Below are 23,406 nucleotides of genomic sequence, written 5' to 3'. Positions count from 1 at the left end.
CCAATGGCGCTTCACCTCAGCTATTTTGCCTGGGTGCGAGACCGAATGGGTTGCTCAGAGGAGGTGATTACACCCGATGTGGAGATTGCGACCATGGGCGATCTGATCGTCTGGCTGCGAGGTCGCGATGACCGCGGCGCTGCAGCCTTTGCCGACCTTTCTCGTATCCGCACGGCAATTGATGGTGCAATGGCCGGTCCCGAAACCAGCCTGGTCGGTGTACGTGAGGTGGCGTTGTTCCCACCCGTCACCGGCGGATGATACGCGTCGCACTTTTCACTGACACTATCGATGTCGCGGCGGAAATGGCGGCGCATGATGCCGGTGGCCATGGGGCGAGCGCCAGCTTCACCGGGCGGGTGCGCGGCGATGGCGGGCTGACCGAATTATTCCTCGACCATCATCCGGTGATGACGCTGGCGGGACTTGAAAAGCTGGCGGGCGAAGCCGCGACAAGGTGGAACATTGCCCAGCTGACGTTGATCCATCGCATTGGCGACATGGCGCCGGGCGAAACAATCGTCCTTGTCCTTGCCAGCAGTCCGCACCGTAGTGAGGCATTGGCAGCCTGCGCATATCTGATCGACCGGTTGAAGACAGACGTGATGCTGTGGAAGAGAGAGAGCTTTTCTGACGGGCGTGTGCAATGGGTTGAGCAACGCGCGTCCGACCATGACCGGGCCGGTCGCTGGGACTAGCCGGCCCTGCGATGTTTTCGAAAATCCTCAGCGAGCAGCTTGAACTCTTCGGCGCGCGGGCTGTTCCGGCGCCACACCAGCGCTATGGTGCGCCAGTCATGGTCGGATTCCAGCGGCCTTGTGTCGATATCGGTGTGATCCAATATCCCCGCTTCTAACGCCATTTGCGGCAGCATGGTGACGCCCAGACCATTGTCGACCATCTGAACCAATGTGTGCAGTGACGTGCCCATCATCCGCGCTCCGGCCCTCAGTTCGGGACGGTTGCACGCGGCGAGAGCATGGTCTTTCAGGCAATGCCCGTCTTCGAGCATCAGCATTTGCGCCGGATCAATCGCTTCGGCGTTCACTGTGGCGGGCAAATCCTTGGCATAATCGCCCGGAAAGGCGACGAACAAAGCGTCGTCAAACAGATCCTCACCCTCGATGTCACCGCAAGCATAGGGGAGGGCGAGCAGCACACAATCGACCTGTCCATGGTGGAGCGATTCACACGCCTGCGCGCTCGGCTCTTCGCGTAGGTATAGTTTCAGCGACGGGCGTTCCTTGCGCAGATGTGGTAACAGGCTGGGCAGCAAAAAAGGAGCAATCGTTGGAATGACGCTCATCCGCAGTTCGCCGACCAGCGGGGTTCCGGCGGCGGCGGCCATGTCGGCTAGTTCCTCTGCCTCGCGCAACACACGGTGCGCCCGTGCGACAATCGCATCGCCCAGCACGGTAAAGCGCACCACCCGCCGCGTCCGTTCAACCAAAGTCTGACCGAGCAGCGTTTCAAGCTCGCGAATGCCCGACGATAGTGTCGACTGGGTGACGTTGCAGGCATCGGCAGCGCGCCCGAAATGACCATGTTCGTGCAGCGCGACCAGATATTGCATCTGTTTGAGAGAGGGGAGGTAGTTGTGCATTAATCGAACCTAGCAATGTTGTGCGATGAATTGAACAAGTTTTTCGATAACATAGCAATTGGATTGATGTCGCTCCGCGCAAAGAGAGTTGCCGTTCTGACGCTTGTCATGATAGCCCTTGGCCTCTTCGCAAATGCTTGGGGCATGGCAGAATATGGCAGTTTCCCGTTTTCTTCTCGGTGGCTTGGCCAGCGCGCTACTCCTCACTGGTGGCGTATTCTTGTGGCAGGGGCGTAGCCAGACGGAGGGGCAAGCCACGCTTCCTGCGCCTCCGCCCGCTCTGCCTGCGATCCCGATCGCGGCGGTCGGTGCGCCCAAGCGCGGCGTTGCTCCGCCGACGCTACCCGCAGCCACCAAGGCCTCGCGCGAGGAGCGGCGGTTCAACCGCTATGATCGAGACCGCAACGACCGGATCAGCCGCATCGAATTAATGTCATCACGCAGCGCGGCGTTTCGTAAGCTCGACACCGATGGCAATAATTTGTTGTCGTTCGAGGAATGGGCGGTAGCAACAAGCAATAAATTTGCTGCCGCCGACAGCGACAAATCGGGTGACCTCACGCGCAGCGAGTTCGCGACCACCGCGCCCAAACATAAAGCCAAGCCTAAATGTAGCTGCTGATATGTCGACCCTGCTTATGCAGGGCGAGACGTCAGGCCGTAACGCCATCGGCAGCCTTTGCCCAGTCGCTCAGTGCCTTGCCAGCCCGTGCTGTATAACCAAGCTTGCGGTCTTTCTTGCGAACAGCCTCGGCCAGCGGCGGAAACAGGCCGAAATTGACGTTCATCGGCTGATAGCTCGCGGCATCGGCTCCGCCAGTAATATGCCCCAACAGCGCCCCCAATGCGGTCTCGTCAGGCGGTGGAGACAGCGTGCGACCGGCCAGTTCGGCGGCAGCAAAGCGCGCCGCGATCAATCCGATGGCAGCGCTTTCGACATAGCCTTCGCAGCCGGTAATCTGCCCGGCAAAGCGGATATGCGGTGCGGATTTGAGCCGCAACTGCGGGTCGAGCAATTCGGGTGAGCGGATGAAGCTGTTGCGATGCAGCCCACCCAGCCGAGCAAATTCGGCCTTTTCCAATCCCGGGATGGTGCGGAACAATTCCACTTGGGCGGAATGTTTCAGCTTGGTCTGGAATCCGACCATATTCCACAAAGTGCCCAGCGCATTGTCCTGACGCAGTTGCACCACCGCATAGGGCCAGCGACCGGTGCGCGGATTGTCGAGGCCGACGCCTTTCATCGGGCCAAAGCGCAACGTCTCGACGCCGCGTTCTGCCATCACTTCGATCGGCATACAGCCTTCGAAGTAGGGCGTGTCTTTTTCCCAATCCTTGAAATCGGTCTTGTCGCCGTCGACGAGCCCTTGGACGAAGGCATAATATTGCTCCTTGTCCATCGGGCAATTGATATAATCCTTGCCGTCGCCAATTGGCCCGACCTTGTCCCAGCGGCTGGCCATCCAGGCGATGTCCATATCGATGCTTTCGCGATAGACAATGGGCGCGATGGCGTCGAAAAAGGCCAGCGCATCCTTGCCCGTTGCGGTGCCGATGCTGTCCGCCAGCGCGGCACCGGTCAGCGGGCCTGTGGCGACAATCGTCAGCCCAGCGGTCGGTAGCGTGTCGATGCGCTCGCGAATGATGGTGACATTGGGATGTTCTTCCAGCGCCTGTGTCACGCCGTCTGCGAACAGGTCGCGATCGACAGCCAGCGCCGATCCGGCGGGAACCTTGGTTTTGTCGGCCTCACGTAGGATCAGCGAGTCGAGCGTCCGCATTTCGCGGTGGAGCAGGCCGACGGCATTGCTGTCACCGTCATCAGATCGAAAACTGTTGGAACAGACCATTTCGGCGAGCGCATCGCCCTGATGCGCGGGCGTCATATCGCCGCCACCGCGCATTTCGGACAAGCGAACCTTATGGCCCGCTTCGGCCAACTGCCACGCGGCCTCTGACCCCGCGAGGCCGCCGCCGATAATATGCACATGATAGTCGGTCATTTACCGTTTCCGTTGACAAGCTCACAATCGGTCTCAACCTATGGGACAAGGCGGACCAGAGAGGCTGGGGAGCCTCTTGCACGTTGAGCGGATAAAGCAAAGGGGGCGGAACATGAGCGGGGAACAGAGTAGGGATCGCGCGCGCTGGCTATGGCTGGCGGCGTTGGTAGCTGGCGTGAGCTATTTTGTCGCGGTGCTACAGGGCTGGCAAGGACCTGCAATCATAGCGTGGAAAACCGCCGGAGTCGGACTGTTGACGCTGTGGGCAGCGGCCAATGCACGGTCGGGATATGGCTGGATGCTGGTCGCGGTGCTGGGTTTCGGTGCGCTGGGCGATGCCTTGATTGACGCGTGCGGATTGCTAGCAGGGGCGGCTGCCTTTGCGGTCGGACATTTGATTGCAATCATCCTCTATATGCAGAATCGCCGCGCACATTTGTCGCGGTCGCAACAATTACTCGCGGCGGTTTTGGTGCCGTTGGTTCTGATTATCAGCTGGGGCTTGACCCGATCGGGGTCACCGGGCGAGGTCAGTTCTGCGGTCGCCTATGCTGGCGGCGTTGCCGTCATGGCCTCTACCGCCTGGACCAGCCGCTTTCCGCGCTATCGCACTGGTATCGGCGCGATGATGTTCTTGATTAGCGACATGCTGATCTTTGCCCGCGCAGGCGGGGCGATGCCCGGCTCGCTGGCGAGCTGGCTGATCTGGCCGCTCTATTTCGGCGGGCAGGCATTGATTGCCCGGGGCGTTGTGAAAACCCTATCGGTATCGACGGCGGTAAAAGGCTAGGCTGGCGCACCTCCCCATGCCGCGATCGTCGTGCGGTGGAGTAGCCGGTCGTGCCCGTCATAGCCGCCTGTTGCGCGGTGCAGGACGGAACGATTATCCCACATGATCAGCATATTCGCTGCCCATTGGTGCGAATAACGAAACTCTTCGCGGCCCTGCCATTCGATCAGTTCGTACAGGAGAGGCAATGCCTCTGCATCCTCCATCCCGTCTATTCCGATGATATAGCCCGCGCACCCGAACAGCCCCTCGCGCCCGGTTTCGGGATGCTTGCGAATGAAGGGATGGAGCTGCGTCGCGGTCGCGGTGTCGGAGGAGCGAATGTCCATGCTGCGGCCCTTATCCTGCGCTCCATACATGCCCGATGGTGCATAACCGCCCCGCGCGCTGTGGACCGCCATACGCCCTTCGATTTTGGCACGTAGTTCTGCAGGCATCGCGTCAAGTGCAGTGTGCTGGTTCGCGAATTCGGTGTTGCCGCCGACCGGCGGAATAGTGATCCCGAAGAGGCAGGTGCCGGCAGGCGGGCGGGCCTGGAAACTCCAGTCGCTGTGCCAGTTTTCGGCAAACAGCGGCGCGGTTTCATCGGCGCTGCGCTTGACGGCAATCACGTGGTTGCGGCCCTTTATGGGCGCGATGAAAGGATCGTCACCAAAGCCACCGAAATATCGGGAGAATCGCTCCAGATCATCGTCGCTGAGCGGCTGATCGGGAAAGGACAGCACATGATGATCGAGCCAAGCCGTACGGATGTCGGCAATCGTCGCGGTGTCCAACGGCTGTGTCAGATCGACGTCGGTCACTGTTGCACCGCACGCTTGTCCGCTGGGGATGATGGTGAGGGTCATGGCGCGATGCTGCGCCGGATACGGGATGAGGTCAATCGGGTGCGGCGCTCTAGGCGGACATTCTTTGAAATGTACGCCTAGAGCTTTTCAGTCCACACGCGTGTCTTACAGACCGTCAAGACCCTTGCTGACCAACACATTCACCGCAACGCGGCGGTTCTGTGCCTTGCCTTCTGCGGTGTCATTGCTTGCCGCCGGATCCGCTTCGGCCATCCCGGTGGGGGTCAGCATACGATAGGGTTTCCAGCCGCAGGCCTGTTGAAGATAATTGACAACACCACCAGCCCGCTTTTCGCTCAGTTGCTGGTTGAATTCTTGGCTTCCCGTGGAATCGGTGTAACCCACAACAAGCAGCAGGGCGTTATCCATGCTCTCGGCTGTATTTGCCGTATCGCAGAGCTCGGCTTTCGCTTGAGGGGACAGCGCCGCCTTGCCGGTGTCGAAATTCACATTCATTGAGTGTTTGACATTATATTGATCGATATCGCCCATGCGACCGCGCAGGGCCTCTGTCGCTGCCGTCTGTTCGGCAAAGCGCTGGTCTGTGCCGTTATGGATCATTGCCGCTGTCTTGAGGTCTTTGTTCTTCAAATCGATCTGGCTCGCCACCAGACCACCGTCCCACTGCGCTGTCTCGACGGAGACGGGCAGACCGTTGAGCAACGCATCCGTTGCGAGCTTGCTGCGATTGAGACCTAAAAACCCGCCGCTGGCCTTTATCTGGGTATTGTCATTGAGGGCGATAACCATGTTGGTGCCGTCGGCGGTCGTAACTTGCATCTTGTCGCCGCTGCGCGCGGAGATGATGCCCTCGATCTCTGGCCCTTCGGTCATCTCGGCCGCTTCAGGCGGAGGCGACCCATATACGGTCGTCAAGACTTCGCCCTCGGACGCGTCCTGTGGCTGCGCAGCCACGCTGCCCGTGGCAGTCCCGGCCAGCATGGCCAGCATCAACAATAATCTTGGACTTTTGGAAACGACACTCATTACCCTACTCCTTCTGTTAGATCAGCCGACCCCGTGCGTTCACGTGCCGTTTCTGGCTGAGGAGTACTCCCGACAAGACGGTTCGTTGCGCGTGGAGCTAGCTGAACGGGTAATCCGAGCGCTTTGCGCGGCGAGTCGATGCAGGCTGCGTGCATCTGCGAAATATCTTGCGGTGGACATTTGCCGCAGCGCCGCGCTGAAATCAGCCTCTATCGCGTTCTTGCGTTCCCACCACAGCGGACAAGGGCAGGTCGGCATATAAATGCGGGAATAGCGCGCCGCCTCGCGACACTTCCCACTTCACCGCATCGCCGAGCCGTGCCAGAGCCACCTCGGCAATCACTAGTCCTGATTGACCGGCAAAATGCTTGTCGAGCGTTCCTTGCACCTGTTCGGCTGTCGACATGTGGATATATCCATCGGCCAGATCCACGGGTGCGCCGATAAAGACACCGGTGCGTTGAAAGGCTGTCCATTGATCCGCCGTCAGGATTTTGAATGTGGTGTCGGTCATTCAGGATTGGAGTCGGTGTTGATCTCGGCCTCAGTCGCGGGCGTCTCGCCTTCGGTCGCTTCGCCGTCGGCTGGTTCCTCGTCGCTCTCTTCGATCAGGGCCGCGCTCACCACATGTTCGCCCTTGGCGACGTCAAACAGGCGCACGCCCGCCGATCCGCGCCCGATAACGCGCAGGCTGTCGAGGTCCATGCGAATCAGCTTGGCCTGATTGGTCACCAGCATCAATTGATCGGTGCGTTGCACCGGGAAGCTGGCAACAACAGGTCCGTTCCGCTTGATATTGTCGATGTTGGTCACGCCCTGACCACCGCGTCCGATACGGCGATATTCGTAGGTCGAGGACATTTTGCCATAGCCATTGGAGCAAACGGTCAGGATGAATTGCTCGCGCTCTTGCAAAAAGGCAAATCGCTCGGGCGTCATCACCGGGTCACCGTCTTTCTCTGCTTTCCAGGGGGCAAAGCGCAGATAATCTTCGCGTTCTTCCTGCGTGGTGCCGGCCCTGCGAAGGATCGTTAGCGACATGACTTCATCATCATTTTTCAGCGTCATACCGCGCACACCTGTTGAGGTGCGCGACTGGAACTGGCGAATATCCGTGCCGGCAAAGCGGATAGCCTTGCCCTGGCGCGACGCCAGCAACACATCATCTTCTTCGGTCAATAGGGCGACGCCGACTAGATGATCGTCGCTATCCTCGTCAAAGCGCATGGCGAACTTGCCGTTCGACGGCACATTGGTGAACGCATCCATGCTATTACGCCGTACGCCGCCCTTTGCGGTGGCGAACATAACGTGCAAATCGCCCCATTCTTCTTCATCCTCGGGTAAAGGCAGGACGGTCGAGATTGTCTCATCCTTGTCGAGCGGCAGCAGGTTGATCATCGGACGACCGCGTGTCGTCGGCCCGCCTTCGGGCAGCCGCCATACCTTCATGCGATAGACTTTGCCTGCAGTAGAGAAGAACAGCACCGGTGTATGGGTCGAGGTCACGAACAATTCGGTGACGACATCCTCATCCTTGGTCGCCATTCCTGCACGGCCCTTGCCGCCACGGCGCTGGGCGCGGAAGGTGTCGAGCGGCGTGCGCTTGATATAGCCGTCGAGGGTGACGGTCACGACCATATCTTCGCGCTCGATCAAGTCTTCGTCGTCGATTCCATCAGCGGCGGGCGCCATCAGCGAGCGGCGCGGGCTGGCAAACTCGTCACGTACCGCGATTAACTCTTCGCGTATCACCGCGTACAGCTTTTCGCGATCAGCAAGGATACTCAACAGTTCCTCAATTATGTCCGCCAACTCTTTGAGTTCTTTAGCAATGTCGTCGCGGCCCAGGGCAGTCAGGCGATGAAGCCGCAGCTCAAGGATCGCTTTCACCTGCGTTTCGGACAGCTGATAGGTGGCGCTTTCCGCCAGCTCGCCTTCGATCGCTTCGACGAGACGGATATAGACGGCAATGTCACCGATCGGCCATTCGCGCGCCAACAAAGCCTCACGGGCCGCTGCTGGGCTGGGCGAGCCGCGGACAATGCGGACGACTTCGTCCAGATTGCTGACTGCAACCACAAGACCAAGCAAGATATGTGCACGGTCGCGCGCCTTGTTGAGTTCAAATTTGCAACGCCGCGTGATGACCTCTTCACGGAAGGTAATGAAGGCCGACAGGATCGTCTTCAACCCCATCATCTCTGGCCGACCACCACGAATGGCCAGCATATTGGCGGGGAAGCTCGATTGGGCGGGTGTGTGACGCCACAATTGGTTAAGTACGACTTCAGCCGTGGCGTCACGTTTGAGCTCGATGACAACGCGCACGCCTTCGCGATTGGATTCGTCGCGGATATCGGCAACGCCCTCGATCCGTTTGTCACGTGCGGCTTCGGCGATTTTCTCTACAAGCCCCGATTTTCCGACCTGAAATGGGATCGCCGTCAAAACGATGGATTGGCGGTCGTTGCGGCCCTCTTCAATGTCGTAAGTCGCGCGCATCATCACCGATCCGCGCCCGGTGGCATAGGCGCTTCGCGCGCCGCCCTGGCCCAATATCATGGGGCCAGTTGGAAAATCTGGCCCGGGGATGATTTCCATCAACTCGTCGAGAGTGATCTCGGGATTGTCGATTTGGGCCAGTGTCGCATTGATCACTTCGCCCAGATTATGCGGCGGAATATTGGTCGCCATGCCGACCGCGATCCCGCCCGCGCCGTTGACGAGAAGATTGGGATAGCGGGCAGGCAACACCTGAGGTTCGGACTCAGAACCATCGTAATTCGGCTGAAAATCGACCGTATTCTTGTCGAGATCGTCGAGCAGCGCGATGGCGACTTTGGCCAATCGCGATTCGGTGTAGCGCATGGCGGCTGGCGGATCGGGGTCCATCGACCCGAAATTGCCCTGACCATCGACAAGCGGCACGCTCATCGACCAGTCTTGCGTCATTCGCGCCAGTGCGTCGTAAATAGAGCTGTCGCCGTGCGGATGATATTTACCCATCACATCGCCGACGATACGCGCCGACTTGCGATAGGGCTTGCCCGCGACATAACCGCTTTCATAGGCCGAATAGAGGATGCGGCGATGCACCGGCTTTAACCCGTCGCGCACGTCGGGCAGCGCGCGGCTGACGATCACGCTCATCGCATAATCGAGGTAGGAGGTCTTCATTTCTTCGACGATGTTGATCGGCGAAATTCCGTCACTCGACGGCGGCAATTGCGGTGTTTCTTCGGTCAAGACCCGGCCTTTTATTTTTGCTTTGGGGAAGAGGATTCTGTCTAGCCCAATGCTGGCAGGAATGCCAGCTTTTCGCGCCCGTTTTGGGGGAGAAATTCTGTGTCTTTGTCCGTCGCAAAAGTTGACGTCACGCCACCGCAATTGACCCATGATGGCTGGGCGGGGTTGCCAATCGGCGGTGGCACCATATGAGGCGTATCTGTGATCCTGTTTTCGAACCCCGTAGGCTCTTGCCGCTAATAGCTCTCATAGGGGCCAGCGAGCCGCTGACCGACGGTCGCTTGCGGGCGCTCGCCAGCGTCGCGGGGGCGAGCATCATAGAGCGTCAGGCGGGGCGCCTCGCCGATATTGGGGTCGAACATATCTTGGTGGCGGTTGGCGCTGTTCCTGCCGAATTGCTCGCCGCCTTTGATCGCATACACCGCCGTGGGTTGAAAGTGACACCGGTACGCAATGCCGCCGATATGGCGGATGTGGTGGGCAAGGACGACCGGGTCATCCTGGTTGCCGATGGATTGCACGCGAGTGGCACCCACTATTCTGCGATTGCCGGAGCCGGTGCGCCCGCCATGCTTGTCACCGGCGACACCCCACTAACCCAGGGGTTTGAACGGATTGATGCCAGTCAACGGTGGGGCGGCCTTGCCATTTTGACCGATGCCATGACGTCCGAATTGGCCGCCATGCCGGGCGAATGGGACATGGTGCTCACGCTGCTGCGGCTGGCTGTGCAGGCGGGCGGGCGGCGACTCTATTGCGAACCGGCATTGTTTGAGCAGGGCGACATTACGATTATTGCCGACGCGCAGACCGCCGCCTTACTCGAGCAATCGAGCCTGCAGCAGGTTGAATATGGTGGCATGGGGCTGGGCCGGTCGGCGATCATGATGCCACTGGTCCGCATGTTTGGGCCGCTCCTCGTCAAATCAGGAGCGATCGCACGTTATTTGCCGATTATCACAGGACTGATCTGGCTCAATGTCGCTCTGTTGGCGATTGCAGGGTTGGCGGTAGCCGGAGCGCTGCTCGCGGTTTTTGGAGGATTGGGTCTGGCGGCGATGCGCTTTCTGGCGGCCTTTCGCGCTCAAAGCGCCCGGCAGGACCGGCTGAGAGAATATATTCGCGTCTTTGGCTGGGTATTGCTTGCCATATTCCCATGGCTGGTGTCACTCGCTCGGCCCGAACATAAACCGCCGCTGTTTACCGAGGCGGCGCTTGCGCCCTGTCTTGCGGCAACGATCTTACTGGCGCGCTGGCTCTATGAAGAATCGGGAGCGAGTCGCCGTTTCCATTGGCTTTTGCCCGACAGCGATCAGGCGTGGCTTATGCTCGTCCCCGCGCTGTTTTTTGGCGTTGATTCGCTGATGTTTGCCGTGCTGCCGCTGCTCGCGCTGTTTCAGGTCATGATCTGGCTGCGCCTTGCACGCCGCCCCAAAGCGAGCGTGCGTTGATGCCATCAAGGTTTAGCGCGCATTAACGCCATGCTGTTAAGCCGTTTTGCTATGGCTGAACCATCTGCCTCTTTCGGGATCGCCCAGATCAACCCGGCACTGTCCGCGCGCCTGCGCGAAGTGGCGGATTTTCTGGCTGCACCGGCCGCCGGACGGCTGACCGAGGAGCAGCGCGCAACGGTGCTGGGCATCGCCAGGCGGTTGATTGCCGACATTGCCGAACAGCTTGGGACCCATATTGATTCGCAGGATTTGTGGAGAAACTGGTCCCAAGACGGCATTCCGGGCGCCGAACGGCTGGCCTTACTCTGTTTCGCGCGCGCCGAAGAATTTCGGTGGCGTCAACATTCGCTCCATTTTGCAAACCAGCTCCATGGGGATCTGGGGCAGGCTGATGCGAGCGAGGATGACGATGGCGAGGTGCCCGAAGCAAAAGACCAACAGGATTCGCCGCTTGATCGTGCCTATCTTGCGCTGGTGATTGCGGATCGGCGACGGTTGGATGTATTTGGCCATCCGCGTGTTCCCATCGCCGATCTGGAGGGATTGCTCTATCAATCGCTTTTGCTCGATATTGCAGCTGTGGCGCTGGTGCAGAGCGGCAATGACCCTGTTGTGGCGCGTCAATTGGGCAGTGATATTCGCCAATTGGTCGCGCAACGCAACGATGATGACGGCATCGACGCGGCGGCGCTTGGCTATTTCTCTGCGATACAGGTGGTTGGCGATGGCGGCAAAGCCGTTGCCGCGGCCATACGGGGCTATGACTGGGCGTCGGTTATCGCCGTAGCGGCGGGGCATCATGGGGTGCGTTACGAGGCGATGTCGCTTCGCTTGTTGGTGGCGGACATCGACGAGGTGCGTGCCATCTTTGCACCTTTGGGCCTTGATGATCGGGATTTGGCGCCCTTGGTGGCATCGATCGAAACCGTCCCCAACCGGCAAATATTTGCGGGTCGGCAGGCAGAGACGGGAGCTCATGCTGACGTCTATTCGGCCTTGCTTCAGACGCGCGCGCAAACACTGACCTCACCGGGTGAGGGTGCGCCATGACCGCCGCTCTAACCCGTGGTCGCGTAGACAATGCGGGCCTTCTGACCCTAGCTGATCCGGCGTTGCTGCGGTTGCAACAGCGCGCAGGCGGCGGTCTGTCCAAGCCGTTGGCGCTGCCGCAACTGGCGCGTCTGGTTGCTCTGTCGCAGCGCTTGCAGCGAGAGATTGGGCGCCCGATGCTGGCTGCCGATGACCATAGCGACATCACCGCTTGGGTGCGGATTATTCCCGATGCCGACGGCGCAGATCTGGAAATCAGCGATTGGCGCGCTAAGCCAATGGCGCAGCCACAACGCCCTCTGCTCACCGAAAGCGACGACAGCGGCACCGCAGCGGTGCCCAACAGTTGGATGTGGGAATGTGACCAGCAATTGCGGCTGGTCGCGCTTCAGGCGACACCGGGCGCGACCCCTATCGTGGCGGGCTGGGAAGGCCAGTCTTTATCGGAACTTTTTGAACTGCAACCCGATGAGGACGGGCGTTTTCCGGTGCTTCAGGCGCTCGCACGGCAAAGTCGCTTTCATCGTCAGCTGGCGCGCGTTACCAGCGCTGCCGAGTCGGGTGTGCGCAAAATGCTGATTTCGGGCGAGGCGCGATTTGATGCGACGGGTGACTTTACAGGATTTCGAGGCGTTGCTGCGCCGTTTGAAGAGCAGGAATCTTCCAGTGCAGCTCCGGTCGGCGCGACGATGATTGATCCGGCCTTTGGCTCGTTACCGCTGTCCGATCCACAATTCGGCCGCCGTATCGATGGCGCATTGCGCGGTCCACTCAGCCGTATCATTGCGACGGCCGAAACTATTTCGGGGCAATTCGACGGGCCAATCCGGGCTGACTATGCGCGCTATGCTGGCGATATTGCCCATGCGGGTCGACATTTGCTGGGACTCGTCGATGATCTGGCTGACTTGCAGAATATTGAACGTCCCGGATTTAAAGCCGCGCGCGAAGATGTCGATCTTGCCGATATAGCCCGCCGCGCGGTTGGCTTGTTGGGCATGAAAGCTGAGGAAAAGGGCATCCGCATCGATGTTCCTCCCAAGGAAGACACCATGCCCGCGACCGGCGAATTTCGTCGGACTTTGCAGGTTTTGATCAATCTGCTGGGCAATGCCATTCGCTATTCACCCGAACAATCACTGATCTGGATTCGGATTGATCGGAGCGGCGACCGCGCGATGGTGACGATTGCCGACCAGGGGCAGGGGATGAGCAGCGATGAGCAGGCCGTCGTGTTTGAAAAATTCGAACGCTTGGGCCGTACCGATAGCGGCGGGTCAGGACTTGGCCTTTACATCGCCCGCCGCCTTGCCCGCGCGATGGACGGCGATCTAATCGTCGACAGCGCGCCGGGACAGGGCGCACGATTCACGCTCAGCCTGCCCGCGCGCGATCCCGAGTAAAAAAATCGCGCAGAGCTGCACAAACCCCCTTGGATTGTCGCGCCTCGCTCACAATGACGATATAAAGTCAGATATTCACGCTCAAAGGGTTCACGCGGAGCCGCGAAGTCGCGGAGAAGGATAAGAAAAGGGCGGCAACGCCGCTCAATCCTAGTCAAATATCTGGATGAAGATGTGGAGGGCGAAGCCAAATAGCGTCATCCCCTCCGCGTCTCCGCGTGAAATCAGCGCTTTTCAACCGGAACATAGGGGCGATGCGTCGGGCCGGTGTACAGCTGGCGCGGGCGACCAATTTTCTGCGCAGGGTCCGAAATCATTTCGTTCCACTGGGCGACCCAGCCAACGGTGCGGGCGAGTGCGAACAGCGCGGTGAACATCGTGGTCGGGAAACCGATAGCCGACAGGATAACGCCGGAATAGAAATCGACGTTCGGGAACAGCTTTTTCTCGACAAAATAAGAGTCGTTCAGCGCCATTTCTTCGAGCTGCAAAGCAACCTCGAACACCGGATCGGTGACCTTCAGCGCGTCGAAGACTTCGCGCACCGTTTTCTGCATCACAGTCGCGCGCGGATCGTAATTTTTATACACGCGGTGGCCAAATCCCATCAGGCGGAACGGATCATCCTTGTCTTTGGCACGGGCGATAAATTCGGGGATGCGGTCGGGTGTGCCGATTTCGCGTAGCATATTGAGAGCGGCTTCGTTCGCGCCGCCATGCGCCGGCCCCCAAAGACAAGCGATGCCGGCGGCGATGCAGGCAAAAGGATTGGCGCCCGAGGAACCGGCCAGCCGGACAGTCGAGGTCGAAGCGTTCTGCTCATGGTCGGCGTGGAGGATGAAAATGCGGTCGAGCGCACGCTCGACAACCGGGTTCACTTCATATTCCTCTGCGGGAACGCCAAAGGTCATACGCAGGAAATTGCCCGTGTAGCTCAGGTCATTGCGCGGATAGACGAAGGGTTGGCCGACCGAATATTTATACGCCATGGCCGCAATCGTCGGCATTTTGGCAATCAGCCTGTGGCTGGCAATCATGCGCTGGTGCGGATCATGGATTTCGGTCGAGTCATGATAGAAGGCCGACAAGGCACCGACGACGCCGCACATGATGGCCATCGGATGAGCATCGCGCCGGAACCCGCGGTAAAAGGTTGCCAACTGCTCGTGCAGCATGGTGTGGCGGGTGATGGTGTGGCTGAATTTATCGAGCGTATCGGCGTCGGGCAGTTCGCCGTTGAGCAGAAGGTAGCAGACCTCCATAAAATTGGAATTTTCGGCCAGATCGCCGATGGCATAACCACGGTGGAGCAGCACGCCTTCATTACCATCAATATAGGTCAGCTTGGATTCGCAACTCGCGGTCGAGGTGAAGCCCGGGTCATAGGTAAAGGCGCCGGTTTGCGCATAAAATTTGCGGATATCGACCACATCGGGGCCGACGGAGCCAGACAGGACAGGGCTTTCAATCGTATCATTACCCAAGGTGATTTTGGCAGTTTTGTCAGTCATTGCACTTTTCCTGTTCTGATGCCTTCATTCGGCTTGTTCCCACCCTGATACACTATCCCCCTGCCGGATAATTGTGCGCTGCGTCAAGTCGTGCCAGACTGACCTCGCGTCCCAGCAACAACAGCACGTCAAATATCCCTGGAGACACAGTGCGACCGGTCAAGGCGGCGCGTAATGGCTGCGCGAGCTTACCTAAACCGACCTCTGCTGCCTCGCTGGTGGCGCGAACGGCAGCTTCGATTGTCTCTGCATTCCAGTTATCGAGCGCACGCAAATGATCGGTGACCGCTGCGAGCAACCCTGATGGGGCGTTGCTTAGCACCAGTGCGGCCTTTTCGTCCACTGTCAGAGGCAGCGTCAGAAACAAAAATTCCGATCCTTCCGCGATTTCATCCAAGGACTTGGCACGCGGCTTGAGCGCGGCCATCGCACGGGTGAGCAATGCGCGGTCCTCGTCGCTCATTTCGCGCCCGATCAGAGCGGCTACGCGCGGTGCGACCAGCTCTGCCAACCGCGCATCTTCGGCTTCGCGTAGATAATGGCCGTTCAGATTTTCGAGCTTTTTGAAGTCAAAACGCGACGGCGACCGGCCGACATGCGCCAGGTCAAACCATTCGACCGCCTGTTCACGGCTGATAATCTCGTCGTCGCCGTGTCCCCAGCCGAGTCGAAGCAGGTAATTGTTCACGGATTCGGGTAAATATCCCATCTCGTCGCGATAGGCATCAACCCCCAGCGCGCCGTGGCGTTTCGACAGTTTCGCGCCGTCGGCGCCGTGGATCAGTGGGACATGGGCATAGACAGGCTCATCCCAGCCCATCGCGCGGATCAGCGCGACCTGGCGGAATGCGTTGTTCAAATGATCGTCGCCACGGATGACGTGGGTGATGCCCATGTCATGATCGTCGACGACGACGCTGAGCATATAGGTGGGTGTGCCGTCCGAACGCAGCAGGATGAAGTCGTCGAGCTCGGCATTTTGCACCGTGACGTCACCCTGCACCTTATCGGCGATGGTGACGGCACCTTCGAGTGGAGCGCGCAGCCGGATCACGTGGGGGATGGCGGGGTCGCCATCGCTACGGTCGCGCCACGGGCTACGGACCCGGAACGGCGTGCGCATTTCTTGAGCCTCGGCACGCATGGCCGCGAGCTCATTCTGGCTGAGATAGCAGCGATAGGCCTCGCCCTTCGCCAGCAGTTCGGTGGCAACAGTGGCGTGGCGGTCGGCGCGGGCGAATTGGAACACCGTCTCGCCATCCCAATCGAGGTCGAGCCAGCGCATCCCGTCCAAAATCGCGGCATTGGCCGCTTCGGTCGAGCGGGCGCGGTCGGTATCTTCGATCCGCAACAGGAATTTGCCGCCATGGTGGCGTGCAAACAGCCAGTTGAACAAAGCGGTGCGCGCGCCGCCAATATGGAGAAAGCCCGTTGGCGACGGCGCGAAGCGGGTCACAACCGCTGTGCCAGTAGCTTCTGGGGTTGCTTCTGCACGGGCTGGATTATTTTCGGTTGCCACCACGGCCTCTTTCACCCACTTTGACGCCCCATTGGCGATGATCGGAGCTGCCCCTAGCATGGCGACTTGGCCGCTTCAAACGCCCATTGGTGCGGCGCAGTCATTGCTGCCATGGCGCTGGGGGCCTTGGCTTGAAAGCCAATTGGAAGTCGAGCGCGAGCGTGTCGGGCTGTGGCTGCCTGTCGCGCTGGGAACCGGGATCGCTAGCTGGTTCGCACTAACCACACAGATGCAATGGATCGGCTTCCTTTTGATCGCCGCTGCGGGTGCCTGTGCGGGCTTGCTCATCGGCTGGCAACGGCGACTTGGGCGCGTCATTGCGATTGGCTGCGGTTCCTTGGCGACGGGGCTGCTGCTGATCTGGATGCGTGCCAGTTGGGTTGCGGCGCCGGTCGTTGCTTATCCGGTGACGACTTAGTTTTCGGCCAGCATCGAAAGCGTCGAGCCGCTGCCAGCGCGTGGACAGCAACGGTTGATCGTGCGCCCGAACAATCGTCCAGACCTCCCGCCGCGCGTCCGGCTGACCATGCGGACTAATGGCCATGACGCTTTGGTGGCGGGCGAAGCGATAGGCGTGCGGGCGCGGTTGATGCCGCCGCCGGGGCCAAGCCTGCCCGGTGGATATGATTTTGCGCAGCGGGCCTGGTTCGACGGGATTGGCGCGGTCGGAACCGTTCTCGGCAGTCCGACCCGCGCCAAAGGAGCGGACAAGGAGGTTGCGCCGTTGCGGCTTCGGCTCAGCCAGCATGTCCAGTCGCAAATTGCGGGGTCGGCGGGCGGGATCGCCGCTGCTTTGGTCAGTGGGGATCGCGGCGCGATCAGCGATGATGATGCCAACGCCATGCGGCGCAGCGGATTGGCACATTTGCTGGCGATCAGCGGACTTCATGTTACCGCGGTGGTCGGCTTTGTGATGTTTTTCTTGTTGCGCTTGCTCGCGCTGAACCAGCGGCTCGCTCTGCGTGGTTCGATCATTCTCTATGCCGCTGCCGGGGCCGCGATTGCAGGGCTTGGCTATACATGGCTGACAGGCATGGCGGTGCCCACCTTGCGATCGTGCATCGCCGCCATGCTGGTTCTTGCCGCCTTTATGATGGGGCGTGAAGCCTTGACGTTGCGGCTGGTCGCGGCGGGGGCGTTAATCGTTATGGTGTGGCGTCCCGAATCGCTGGCCGGACCCAGTTTTCAATTGAGCTTTGCCGCCGTCGCCGCGATTATTGCGCTGCACGAAAGCCCGCCGATGCGCGTTTTTCTTGCGCGCCGCGAAGAACCTCGGCTGTGGCGCTTGGGCCGCGCCATCGCCGGACTGTTGATTACCGGCCTTGTTATTGAGCTGACTCTGGCGCCGATTGCCTTGTTCCATTTTCACAAGGCCGGCCTCTATGGCGCGCTTGCCAATGTGATCGCGATCCCGCTCACCACCTTTGTGATTATGCCGATGGAGGCGCTGGCGTTATTGTTCGACAGCGTCGGGATCGGCGCGCCCTTTTGGTGGGTGGCTGGGGAGGCGCTCAACGGCTTGCTCGTGCTCGCCCATGCGGTGGCGGATGCGCCCGGCGCGGTCGCGACATTGCCGGTGTTTCCGGCCTATGGTTTTGCACTGTCGGTGCTCGGCGGGCTTTGGTTGCTGTTGTGGCGCACGCGCTGGCGTTGGGCGGGGCTGGCGCCGATGCTGGTGGGTGCGCTGGTCCTGACCGCACAGCCACGTCCTGATGTGCTGATTACCAACGACGGCCGCCATATTGCCGCAAAGCTGGACGATGGCCGCTATGCCTTATTGCGCGACCGTGCGGGCGACTATGTTCGCGGCAGTCTGGGCGAAGCAGCAGGCGTCGATGGCAAACTGGTCGCCCTGTCCGCTTCCGGTCAGGCAAAAGCCGAATGCAACCGCGATTTCTGTCGCTGGCAACAGGGCCGGGGATCGCAAAGCCTGACCATCATGGCCTCACGCGGCACGGCAAAGATAGAGGGGACAGATATGGCCGCGGCCTGCGCTGCCGCCGATGTGGTGGTCAGTGATCGCTGGTTGCACGACGAATGTCACGCCCGTTGGCTGACGATTGATCGCGACAGCCTGCCGCAAACGGGCGGTTTGGCACTTTACCTAGATGGCCCGCGCGTCGTGACAGCGCTGCGCGCGGGAGACGAGCATCCTTGGCGTCGCCCCGTCACGCTTAGTGGTAACGACGAAGCAGTCCCGACAAGCGCCCTTGCACCATGACGCGGTCCGCGGCGTAGCGCTGCGGTTCATAGGCGCCATTGGCGGGATCGAGTCGGACCATCGCGCCTTCGCGGCGGAAATATTTGAGCGTGGCATCCTGCCCGTCGACCAAGGCGACAACAATTTCGCCCTCGCGTGCCGTGTCGGCTTTCTGGATCAGTGCATAGTCGCCATCCAAAATTCCCGCTTCGACCATCGAATCGCCCGATACTTCCAACGCATAATGTTCGCCCGAGCCGAGCAGCGCGGCGGGAACCGACAGATTGTTATGATCCTCAAACGCCTCGATCGGCACACCGGCGGCGATTTTGCCGTGCAGCGGCACCTCGATAATATCATTGGCCGCAATCGGCTGCATCGCAGGTGGTGACTTGCGCAGTGGAACAACATTGTCGGACGAACCTTGCGCCGCCTTGCCGCCTTCGGGCAATTTTACGACTTCCAAAGCGCGCGCGCGATTGGGCAAGCGGCGCAGAAATCCGCGTTCTTCAAGCGCACTGATCAAGCGGTGAATCCCTGATTTTGACTTCAGCCCCAAGGCCTCCTTCATTTCTTCGAACGAAGGCGAAATCCCGCTAGCGTCGAGACGCTGCTGGATGAAGTGGAGCAGTTCATGCTGCTTGGCGGTCAACATCGATCATTCTCCAATGGGGTCTAAGCCGGACATAAGGGGAACGATAGTGGAACAGAGAGGGGGTTGTCAAGCGTGCGGTGTATATCCCCTTGCGTCAAATGCGCGTTAGAGCGCGATATAGGGGACAGGCATTCCGGCCTCTGTGGCGGCGGCGCCAATCTCCCGCACCACCAGCGCGTTGGCCACCGCCAAGGGACGGGTTTGTCCGCTGTCCTGGCTGGCCAGCAACGACACTGTTCCATTTGCCACCACAGCGCGCAGATAATCGCGACGGCTGCCTCCAGCGTCCAGCGGCGTGGCCAGCGGCGCTTGGTAGATTTGCGGGAGCGGATCACCGGCCCCCGCTAGATGCCGTACCAATGGCAACAGAAACAGTGTCGCGGTGACGAAGGCCGATGATGGATTGCCGGGTAGCCCCAGCACGACCGCATCGCTCAACGTCGCGGCGAGAAGCGGCTTGCCGGGGCGCATCGCGATCTTCCAGAAATCGATCGCGCCGCCCGCGTCTGTAATCGCGCCCCGCACATGGTCATGCACGCCGACCGATGCCCCACCGACGGTAACGATGACGTCGTGACGTCGCGCTAACTCATCTAAAAGACTGGATAAAGCCTGTCGATCATCACGAACATGACAGGGCGGGGTGATTAGCGCGGGCTCGGCGGTGAGCATTGCGGCGAGCATGACTCCATTGCTGTCGGGAATCTGGCCGGAGGCGAGGGGGTGGCCGGGCGGCACCAGTTCGTCGCCGGTGGTGACTATCGCCACGCGTGGGCGTGTGCCGACCGCAACTTGGCCGGTGCCGTTCATCGCCGCAGCGGCAAGAGCGCCCGCAGTCAACCGCGTCCCGCGCTCAAGCAGCCTGTCACCAGCGGCAAAGTCGCCGCCGCGCGCGCGAATATGGCGGCCGCGCTCTGCCGGACCGTCACCGGTCAAAAATATGCTGCCGCCGCGTATTTCCGTGTCTTCTTGCACCATGACCGTGTCTGCGCCATCGGGCAGCATGGCGCCGGTAAAGATGCGGATCGCTTCGCCGCTGGCCAGTGTTTGTGACGGAACTGCGCCAGCGGCGACTTCGCCTGCCAAAGCCCACGGGCCGGGTAGGTCGGCAAAGCGGATCGCAAAGCCATCCATCGCCGACATCGGCGCGGTGGGCTGATCGCGCTGGGCTATGATTGTTTCTGAAAGAAAGCGCCCAACAGATTCGAATAGCGGGATATTTTCTGAAGCGAGCGGAGGTTTTAGCGCCAGAAATCGCGCCTGAGCTTCCTCAACCGGAAGCTGCGCGCTCATGGTGCTGACCAGTCGCCCGACCGGCCACCGCTCTTTTCGAGCAGGCAAATGTCACCAATGACCATCGCCCGGTCGAGCGCCTTTGCCATGTCATAGAGGGTGAGCAGCGTCACCGACACGGCGGTCAGTGCCTCCATCTCGACCCCGGTCGGTCCGGTTGTTGCCGCCGTCGCGCGCACCGCAACGCCGTCCTCTTCCCATGTAAAATCGACCGTCACGCTGGTGAGCGCCAGCGGATGGCAAAGCGGGATCAGGTCGGCTGTGCGCTTTGCGGCCATAATCCCCGCGATACGCGCGGTCGAGATGACGTCACCTTTGGGCGCATTTCCATTGCGAATGGCCTTTAGTGCATCTGACGTCATGCCGATGTGTCCACCCGCGACGGCGCGGCGGACTGTCGTGGCCTTGGCGCCAACATCGACCATATGCGCGGCGCCGCTCTCGTCGAGATGCGTCGGGCGCGTCACACGGCTTCGCCCGTCAGTAACTGGCGGGTGGCGGTGCAAACATCATCCTGCCGCATCAGGCTTTCGCCCACCAGAAAGGCGTTAACCCCATGTTTTGCTAGGCGCTGGCAGTCGGCATGGATGGAAATGCCGCTTTCTCCGACCAGCAAGGTTCCGGGCGGGACGCGTGTCGCCAGACGCTCTGTGACGCCAAGGTTGGTCTCAAAAGTCCGCAAATCACGGTTGTTGACGCCAATCAGCCGCGATTTGAGGTGGGTCAGCGCGCGGTCCAGTTCGGCCTCGTCATGGACTTCGACCAGCACATCCACTCCGCGTTCGGTGGCCGCTGCTTCAATCTCGGCCATGACGTCATTGTCGAGCGCGGCGACAATGATCAGGATGGCGTCGGCACCGATCGACCGACTTTCAGCCACTTGCCACGGATCGACCATGAAATCCTTGCGCAAGACAGGCAAATCGCAAGCCGCGCGCGCCTCCACCAGATAATCCTCATGCCCCTGAAAATAGGGGGAGTCGGTAAGTACCGACAGACAGGCCGCCCCGCCATCGGCATAAGCGCGGGCATGGTCATCGGGGTTAAAATCTTTTCGGATTAGTCCTTTGGATGGCGAAGCTTTCTTTATTTCTGCGATCAAGCCAAAGCCGCCTGCTTGGATCCGCGCCCAAAGCGAGGCCGCAAAGCCGCGCACTGGCGACGCCGCAATCCGGTCGAGTTCGCTCATTGAGCGCGCAGCTTTGCGTTGCCTGACTTCCTCGGCCTTTGTAGCCAAAATTTCAGTCAGCTTGTTCATTAATACGCGATCCAGCAATCGAGCAGCGCCTTGGCGAGCCCCTTGTCTATCACCTCTGCGGCTTCCTCGGCACCGTCGCGCAAGGTCGGGGCGACGCCGGCGATGACCAGCGCTTCGGCGGCATTATACAGCACCGCATCGCGATAGGCCCCGGGCTCACCCATCAACAGAGCGCGTAGCGCCTGTGCGTTCCAGTTGACGTCACCGCCGCGAATGGCGTCGATGGGATAGGAGGGCAGGCCCGCATCCGCGGCCACGCTACGCTGCATCTGCACACCGTCGGGCGTGATGACCGCGACTTCGTTGCCGCCCGCAAGCGAGAGTTCGTCGAGTCCTTCATCGCCCGATACGACGCGCGAATGCTCTGTCCCCAGATGGTGTAAGGCTTCGGCATAGACCGGCACATAGTCTGGGCGTGCAATTCCGATCAGCTGGCGCTTGACCCGCGCCGGATTGGCGAGCGGCCCCATCAGGTTGAAAATCGTCCGTCGACCCAGTTTTTGGCGGATCGGCTGGATGCGCGCCATGGCGGGGTGGTGATTGGCGGCGAACAAAAAGCAAATGCCAAGGTCGGCCAGCGTTGCCTCTGCCATGTGTCCCGCACGCTCCATGTCGAGGCCCAGTGCTTCGAGCGTGTCGGCGGCACCTGCTTTTGAAGATGCGGCGCGATTGCCATGTTTGGCGACCGGCACTTCGCACGCGGCGACGACAATCGCGACGGCGGTTGAGACGTTGAGCGTATGATGGCCGTCACCGCCGGTGCCGCACACATCGATGGCACCTGCAGGCGCTTTGATCGGGATGAGCCGTTCGCGCATGGCTGCGGCGGCGGCGGAGATTTCTATCATTGTTTCGCCGCGATCGGACAACGCGACCAGAAATGCGGCGACGGCTTCGTCGCTAGCCACGCCATCTAGGATATCGGCAAAAGCCTTTGCGGCCTCGTCATGGTCGAGCAGCTGGCCCGGATCGGGGAGGGGGCCAAAGTGGCTCATGCCGCCGCCCGTCCGCGCACCGTCTGTCCGGCAATCTTCAGGAAGTTTGCCAGCATCGCGTGGCCATGTTCGGTGGCGATGCTTTCGGGGTGGAACTGCACACCGTGGAGCGGCAGTTCGGCGTGTCGGAATCCCATGACCGCTCCATCGTCGCTGGTGGCGTTGATCACCAGTGTCTCGGGTACATCGACGACTTCGAGACTGTGATAGCGCGTCGCGGTAAAAGGGGAGGGCAAATCGGCGAATAATCCGCTGCCGTCGTGGCAAACGGGCGAGGTTTTGCCGTGCATCAAATGCCCGCGCTGCACCGTGCCGCCGAAATGCTGCCCCATCGCCTGATGTCCCAGACATACGCCGAGCAGCGGCTTGGACGCTTCGGCGCAGGCTGCGACCAGATCGAGGCTCATGCCTGCTTCATTGGGGGTGCACGGCCCTGGAGAGATCAGAAACGCATCGGCCCCGCTCGCCATCGCCTCTGCCGCCGTCAGCGCATCATTGCGCTCGACGCGCACTTCGGCCCCCAACTCGATCAGATAATGAACGAGATTGAAGGTAAAGCTGTCATAATTGTCGATGACGAGGATCATG

Annotated in this window: 23 protein-coding genes; 9 read left to right on the top strand and 14 right to left on the bottom strand. The window is 60.4% G+C overall.

Annotation, left to right across the window (positions count from 1 at the left end; translation table 11 throughout):
- The first annotated feature begins 3 nt into the window (after nt 1-3).
- Together ACR3XE_RS10370 and ACR3XE_RS10365 are read left to right on the top strand one after the other, a co-directional pair.
- Nucleotides 4-261: a MoaD/ThiS family protein gene (locus tag ACR3XE_RS10370; protein WP_473700250.1), complete on the top strand. Its 258-nt coding sequence runs from the start codon at nt 4-6 to the stop codon at nt 259-261.
- Complete coding sequence (locus tag ACR3XE_RS10365) at nt 258-698, top strand: molybdenum cofactor biosynthesis protein MoaE (RefSeq protein WP_473700251.1); 441 nt, start codon at nt 258-260, stop codon at nt 696-698. Before ACR3XE_RS10370 ends, ACR3XE_RS10365 begins: the two co-directional genes overlap by 4 nt.
- Here the strand turns inward: ACR3XE_RS10365 and ACR3XE_RS10360 are convergent.
- A complete protein-coding gene (locus ACR3XE_RS10360) occupies nt 695-1,603 on the bottom strand; it encodes a hydrogen peroxide-inducible genes activator (protein WP_473700252.1) in 909 nt (302 codons plus the stop codon). The genes ACR3XE_RS10365 and ACR3XE_RS10360 overlap by 4 nt on opposite strands.
- A gap of 154 nt (nt 1,604-1,757) precedes the next feature.
- Between ACR3XE_RS10360 and ACR3XE_RS10355 the strand changes: the two genes are divergently transcribed.
- A complete protein-coding gene (locus ACR3XE_RS10355; RefSeq protein WP_473700253.1) occupies nt 1,758-2,225 on the top strand; it encodes an EF-hand domain-containing protein in 468 nt (155 codons plus the stop codon).
- Nucleotides 2,226-2,256: 31 nt separating this feature from the next.
- Here the strand turns inward: ACR3XE_RS10355 and trmFO are convergent, their stop codons facing one another.
- Nucleotides 2,257-3,606 (bottom strand): methylenetetrahydrofolate--tRNA-(uracil(54)-C(5))-methyltransferase (FADH(2)-oxidizing) TrmFO, encoded by a 1,350-nt coding sequence (trmFO, locus tag ACR3XE_RS10350; RefSeq protein ID WP_473700254.1) that lies wholly within the window; start codon nt 3,604-3,606, stop codon nt 2,257-2,259.
- Nucleotides 3,607-3,718: 112 nt separating this feature from the next.
- Here trmFO and ACR3XE_RS10345 point away from each other — a divergent pair, with 112 nt between their 5' ends.
- Nucleotides 3,719-4,396 carry a lysoplasmalogenase family protein gene (locus tag ACR3XE_RS10345; RefSeq protein ID WP_473700255.1) on the top strand — a complete coding sequence of 226 codons (678 nt, stop codon included), beginning with the start codon at nt 3,719-3,721 and terminating at the stop codon, nt 4,394-4,396.
- On the opposite strand, the gene ACR3XE_RS10340 is transcribed toward ACR3XE_RS10345, so the two are convergent.
- The 4 genes from ACR3XE_RS10340 to gyrA form a co-directional block, all read right to left on the bottom strand.
- On the bottom strand, nt 4,393-5,244 hold the full coding sequence (locus ACR3XE_RS10340; protein WP_473700256.1) for a TauD/TfdA dioxygenase family protein: 852 nt from the start codon (nt 5,242-5,244) through the stop codon (nt 4,393-4,395). The two genes, ACR3XE_RS10345 and ACR3XE_RS10340, sit on opposite strands and share 4 nt — an antisense overlap.
- Nucleotides 5,245-5,349: 105 nt before the next feature.
- On the bottom strand, nt 5,350-6,231 hold the full coding sequence (locus ACR3XE_RS10335) for an OmpA family protein (RefSeq protein ID WP_473700257.1): 882 nt from the start codon (nt 6,229-6,231) through the stop codon (nt 5,350-5,352).
- Between the two features lie 202 nt (nt 6,232-6,433).
- Nucleotides 6,434-6,745, bottom strand: a complete 312-nt coding sequence (locus tag ACR3XE_RS10330) for a DUF952 domain-containing protein (protein WP_473700258.1) — start codon at nt 6,743-6,745, stop codon at nt 6,434-6,436.
- A complete protein-coding gene (gene gyrA, locus ACR3XE_RS10325; protein WP_473700308.1) occupies nt 6,742-9,411 on the bottom strand; it encodes a DNA gyrase subunit A in 2,670 nt (889 codons plus the stop codon). Before gyrA ends, ACR3XE_RS10330 begins: the two co-directional genes overlap by 4 nt.
- A gap of 299 nt (nt 9,412-9,710) precedes the next feature.
- Here gyrA and ACR3XE_RS10320 point away from each other — a divergent pair, with 299 nt between their 5' ends.
- From ACR3XE_RS10320 to ACR3XE_RS10310, 3 genes are read left to right on the top strand one after another with little or no spacing between them, the layout of a single operon-like run.
- On the top strand, nt 9,711-10,931 hold the full coding sequence (locus tag ACR3XE_RS10320; RefSeq protein ID WP_473697735.1) for a glycosyltransferase family protein: 1,221 nt from the start codon (nt 9,711-9,713) through the stop codon (nt 10,929-10,931).
- A 51-nt stretch (nt 10,932-10,982) separates the two neighbouring features.
- Complete coding sequence (locus ACR3XE_RS10315; protein ID WP_486185710.1) at nt 10,983-11,984, top strand: hypothetical protein; 1,002 nt, start codon at nt 10,983-10,985, stop codon at nt 11,982-11,984.
- A complete protein-coding gene (locus ACR3XE_RS10310; protein ID WP_473697738.1) occupies nt 11,981-13,387 on the top strand; it encodes a sensor histidine kinase in 1,407 nt (468 codons plus the stop codon). The genes ACR3XE_RS10315 and ACR3XE_RS10310 overlap by 4 nt, the downstream gene beginning before the upstream one ends.
- A 224-nt stretch (nt 13,388-13,611) precedes the next feature.
- On the opposite strand, the gene ACR3XE_RS10305 is transcribed toward ACR3XE_RS10310, so the two are convergent.
- Nucleotides 13,612-14,898 carry a citrate synthase gene (locus ACR3XE_RS10305; RefSeq protein ID WP_473697739.1) on the bottom strand — a complete coding sequence of 429 codons (1,287 nt, stop codon included), beginning with the start codon at nt 14,896-14,898 and terminating at the stop codon, nt 13,612-13,614.
- Nucleotides 14,899-14,950: 52 nt separating this feature from the next.
- A complete protein-coding gene (gene gltX, locus ACR3XE_RS10300) occupies nt 14,951-16,477 on the bottom strand; it encodes a glutamate--tRNA ligase (protein WP_473697740.1) in 1,527 nt (508 codons plus the stop codon).
- On the opposite strand from gltX, the gene ACR3XE_RS10295 reads away from it, so the two are divergent.
- Together ACR3XE_RS10295 and ACR3XE_RS10290 are read left to right on the top strand one after the other, a co-directional pair.
- Nucleotides 16,476-16,835: a hypothetical protein gene (locus ACR3XE_RS10295; RefSeq protein ID WP_486185709.1), complete on the top strand. Its 360-nt coding sequence runs from the start codon at nt 16,476-16,478 to the stop codon at nt 16,833-16,835. The two genes, gltX and ACR3XE_RS10295, sit on opposite strands and share 2 nt — an antisense overlap.
- Nucleotides 16,836-16,889: 54 nt before the next feature.
- The gene (locus tag ACR3XE_RS10290; protein WP_486185708.1) at nt 16,890-18,638 is read left to right on the top strand and encodes a ComEC/Rec2 family competence protein; all 1,749 of its coding nucleotides are present in this window, start codon (nt 16,890-16,892) and stop codon (nt 18,636-18,638) included.
- Here the strand turns inward: ACR3XE_RS10290 and lexA are convergent.
- The 6 genes from lexA to ACR3XE_RS10260 all read right to left on the bottom strand — a co-directional run bounded on the left by lexA (nt 18,592) and on the right by ACR3XE_RS10260 (nt 23,405).
- Nucleotides 18,592-19,272 (bottom strand): transcriptional repressor LexA, encoded by a 681-nt coding sequence (gene lexA, locus ACR3XE_RS10285; RefSeq protein ID WP_473697742.1) that lies wholly within the window; start codon nt 19,270-19,272, stop codon nt 18,592-18,594. The genes ACR3XE_RS10290 and lexA overlap by 47 nt on opposite strands.
- Before the next feature lie 105 nt (nt 19,273-19,377).
- The gene (locus ACR3XE_RS10280; RefSeq protein WP_473697743.1) at nt 19,378-20,565 is read right to left on the bottom strand and encodes a molybdopterin molybdotransferase MoeA; all 1,188 of its coding nucleotides are present in this window, start codon (nt 20,563-20,565) and stop codon (nt 19,378-19,380) included.
- The gene (gene moaC, locus ACR3XE_RS10275) at nt 20,562-21,032 is read right to left on the bottom strand and encodes a cyclic pyranopterin monophosphate synthase MoaC (protein ID WP_473697744.1); all 471 of its coding nucleotides are present in this window, start codon (nt 21,030-21,032) and stop codon (nt 20,562-20,564) included. The genes ACR3XE_RS10280 and moaC overlap by 4 nt, the downstream gene beginning before the upstream one ends.
- On the bottom strand, nt 21,029-21,823 hold the full coding sequence (gene trpC / locus ACR3XE_RS10270) for an indole-3-glycerol phosphate synthase TrpC (RefSeq protein ID WP_473697745.1): 795 nt from the start codon (nt 21,821-21,823) through the stop codon (nt 21,029-21,031). Before trpC ends, moaC begins: the two co-directional genes overlap by 4 nt.
- The gene (trpD, locus tag ACR3XE_RS10265) at nt 21,823-22,818 is read right to left on the bottom strand and encodes an anthranilate phosphoribosyltransferase (protein ID WP_473697746.1); all 996 of its coding nucleotides are present in this window, start codon (nt 22,816-22,818) and stop codon (nt 21,823-21,825) included. Before trpD ends, trpC begins: the two co-directional genes overlap by 1 nt.
- Nucleotides 22,815-23,405, bottom strand: a complete 591-nt coding sequence (locus ACR3XE_RS10260) for an anthranilate synthase component II (protein ID WP_473697747.1) — start codon at nt 23,403-23,405, stop codon at nt 22,815-22,817. Before ACR3XE_RS10260 ends, trpD begins: the two co-directional genes overlap by 4 nt.
- Between the last annotated feature and the right edge of the window lies 1 nt (nt 23,406).

It is taken from the genome of Sphingopyxis sp. 10G20-10 (genome assembly GCF_057365075.1).
Note: the sequence above shows the minus strand (reverse complement) of the source record. Positions and strands in the feature narration are given on the sequence as shown.

Excerpts from the sequence above, each read along its gene's own strand:
- ACR3XE_RS10370 (WP_473700250.1), top strand. The coding sequence starts at position 4 with ATGGCGCTTCACCTCAGCTATTTTGCCTGGGTGCGAGACCGAATGGGT.
- ACR3XE_RS10365 (WP_473700251.1), top strand. The coding sequence starts at position 258 with ATGATACGCGTCGCACTTTTCACTGACACTATCGATGTCGCGGCGGAA.
- ACR3XE_RS10360 (WP_473700252.1), bottom strand. The coding sequence starts at position 1,603 with ATGCACAACTACCTCCCCTCTCTCAAACAGATGCAATATCTGGTCGCG.
- ACR3XE_RS10355 (WP_473700253.1), top strand. The coding sequence starts at position 1,758 with ATGGCAGTTTCCCGTTTTCTTCTCGGTGGCTTGGCCAGCGCGCTACTC.
- trmFO (WP_473700254.1), bottom strand. The coding sequence starts at position 3,606 with ATGACCGACTATCATGTGCATATTATCGGCGGCGGCCTCGCGGGGTCA.
- ACR3XE_RS10345 (WP_473700255.1), top strand. The coding sequence starts at position 3,719 with ATGAGCGGGGAACAGAGTAGGGATCGCGCGCGCTGGCTATGGCTGGCG.
- ACR3XE_RS10340 (WP_473700256.1), bottom strand. The coding sequence starts at position 5,244 with ATGACCCTCACCATCATCCCCAGCGGACAAGCGTGCGGTGCAACAGTG.
- ACR3XE_RS10335 (WP_473700257.1), bottom strand. The coding sequence starts at position 6,231 with ATGAGTGTCGTTTCCAAAAGTCCAAGATTATTGTTGATGCTGGCCATG.
- ACR3XE_RS10330 (WP_473700258.1), bottom strand. The coding sequence starts at position 6,745 with ATGACCGACACCACATTCAAAATCCTGACGGCGGATCAATGGACAGCC.
- gyrA (WP_473700308.1), bottom strand. The coding sequence starts at position 9,411 with ATGAAGACCTCCTACCTCGATTATGCGATGAGCGTGATCGTCAGCCGC.
- ACR3XE_RS10315 (WP_486185710.1), top strand. The coding sequence starts at position 10,983 with ATGGCTGAACCATCTGCCTCTTTCGGGATCGCCCAGATCAACCCGGCA.
- ACR3XE_RS10310 (WP_473697738.1), top strand. The coding sequence starts at position 11,981 with ATGACCGCCGCTCTAACCCGTGGTCGCGTAGACAATGCGGGCCTTCTG.
- ACR3XE_RS10305 (WP_473697739.1), bottom strand. The coding sequence starts at position 14,898 with ATGACTGACAAAACTGCCAAAATCACCTTGGGTAATGATACGATTGAA.
- ACR3XE_RS10295 (WP_486185709.1), top strand. The coding sequence starts at position 16,476 with ATGGCGACTTGGCCGCTTCAAACGCCCATTGGTGCGGCGCAGTCATTG.
- gltX (WP_473697740.1), bottom strand. The coding sequence starts at position 16,477 with ATGCTAGGGGCAGCTCCGATCATCGCCAATGGGGCGTCAAAGTGGGTG.
- lexA (WP_473697742.1), bottom strand. The coding sequence starts at position 19,272 with ATGTTGACCGCCAAGCAGCATGAACTGCTCCACTTCATCCAGCAGCGT.
- ACR3XE_RS10280 (WP_473697743.1), bottom strand. The coding sequence starts at position 20,565 with ATGAGCGCGCAGCTTCCGGTTGAGGAAGCTCAGGCGCGATTTCTGGCG.
- trpC (WP_473697745.1), bottom strand. The coding sequence starts at position 21,823 with ATGAACAAGCTGACTGAAATTTTGGCTACAAAGGCCGAGGAAGTCAGG.
- trpD (WP_473697746.1), bottom strand. The coding sequence starts at position 22,818 with ATGAGCCACTTTGGCCCCCTCCCCGATCCGGGCCAGCTGCTCGACCAT.
- ACR3XE_RS10260 (WP_473697747.1), bottom strand. The coding sequence starts at position 23,405 with ATGATCCTCGTCATCGACAATTATGACAGCTTTACCTTCAATCTCGTT.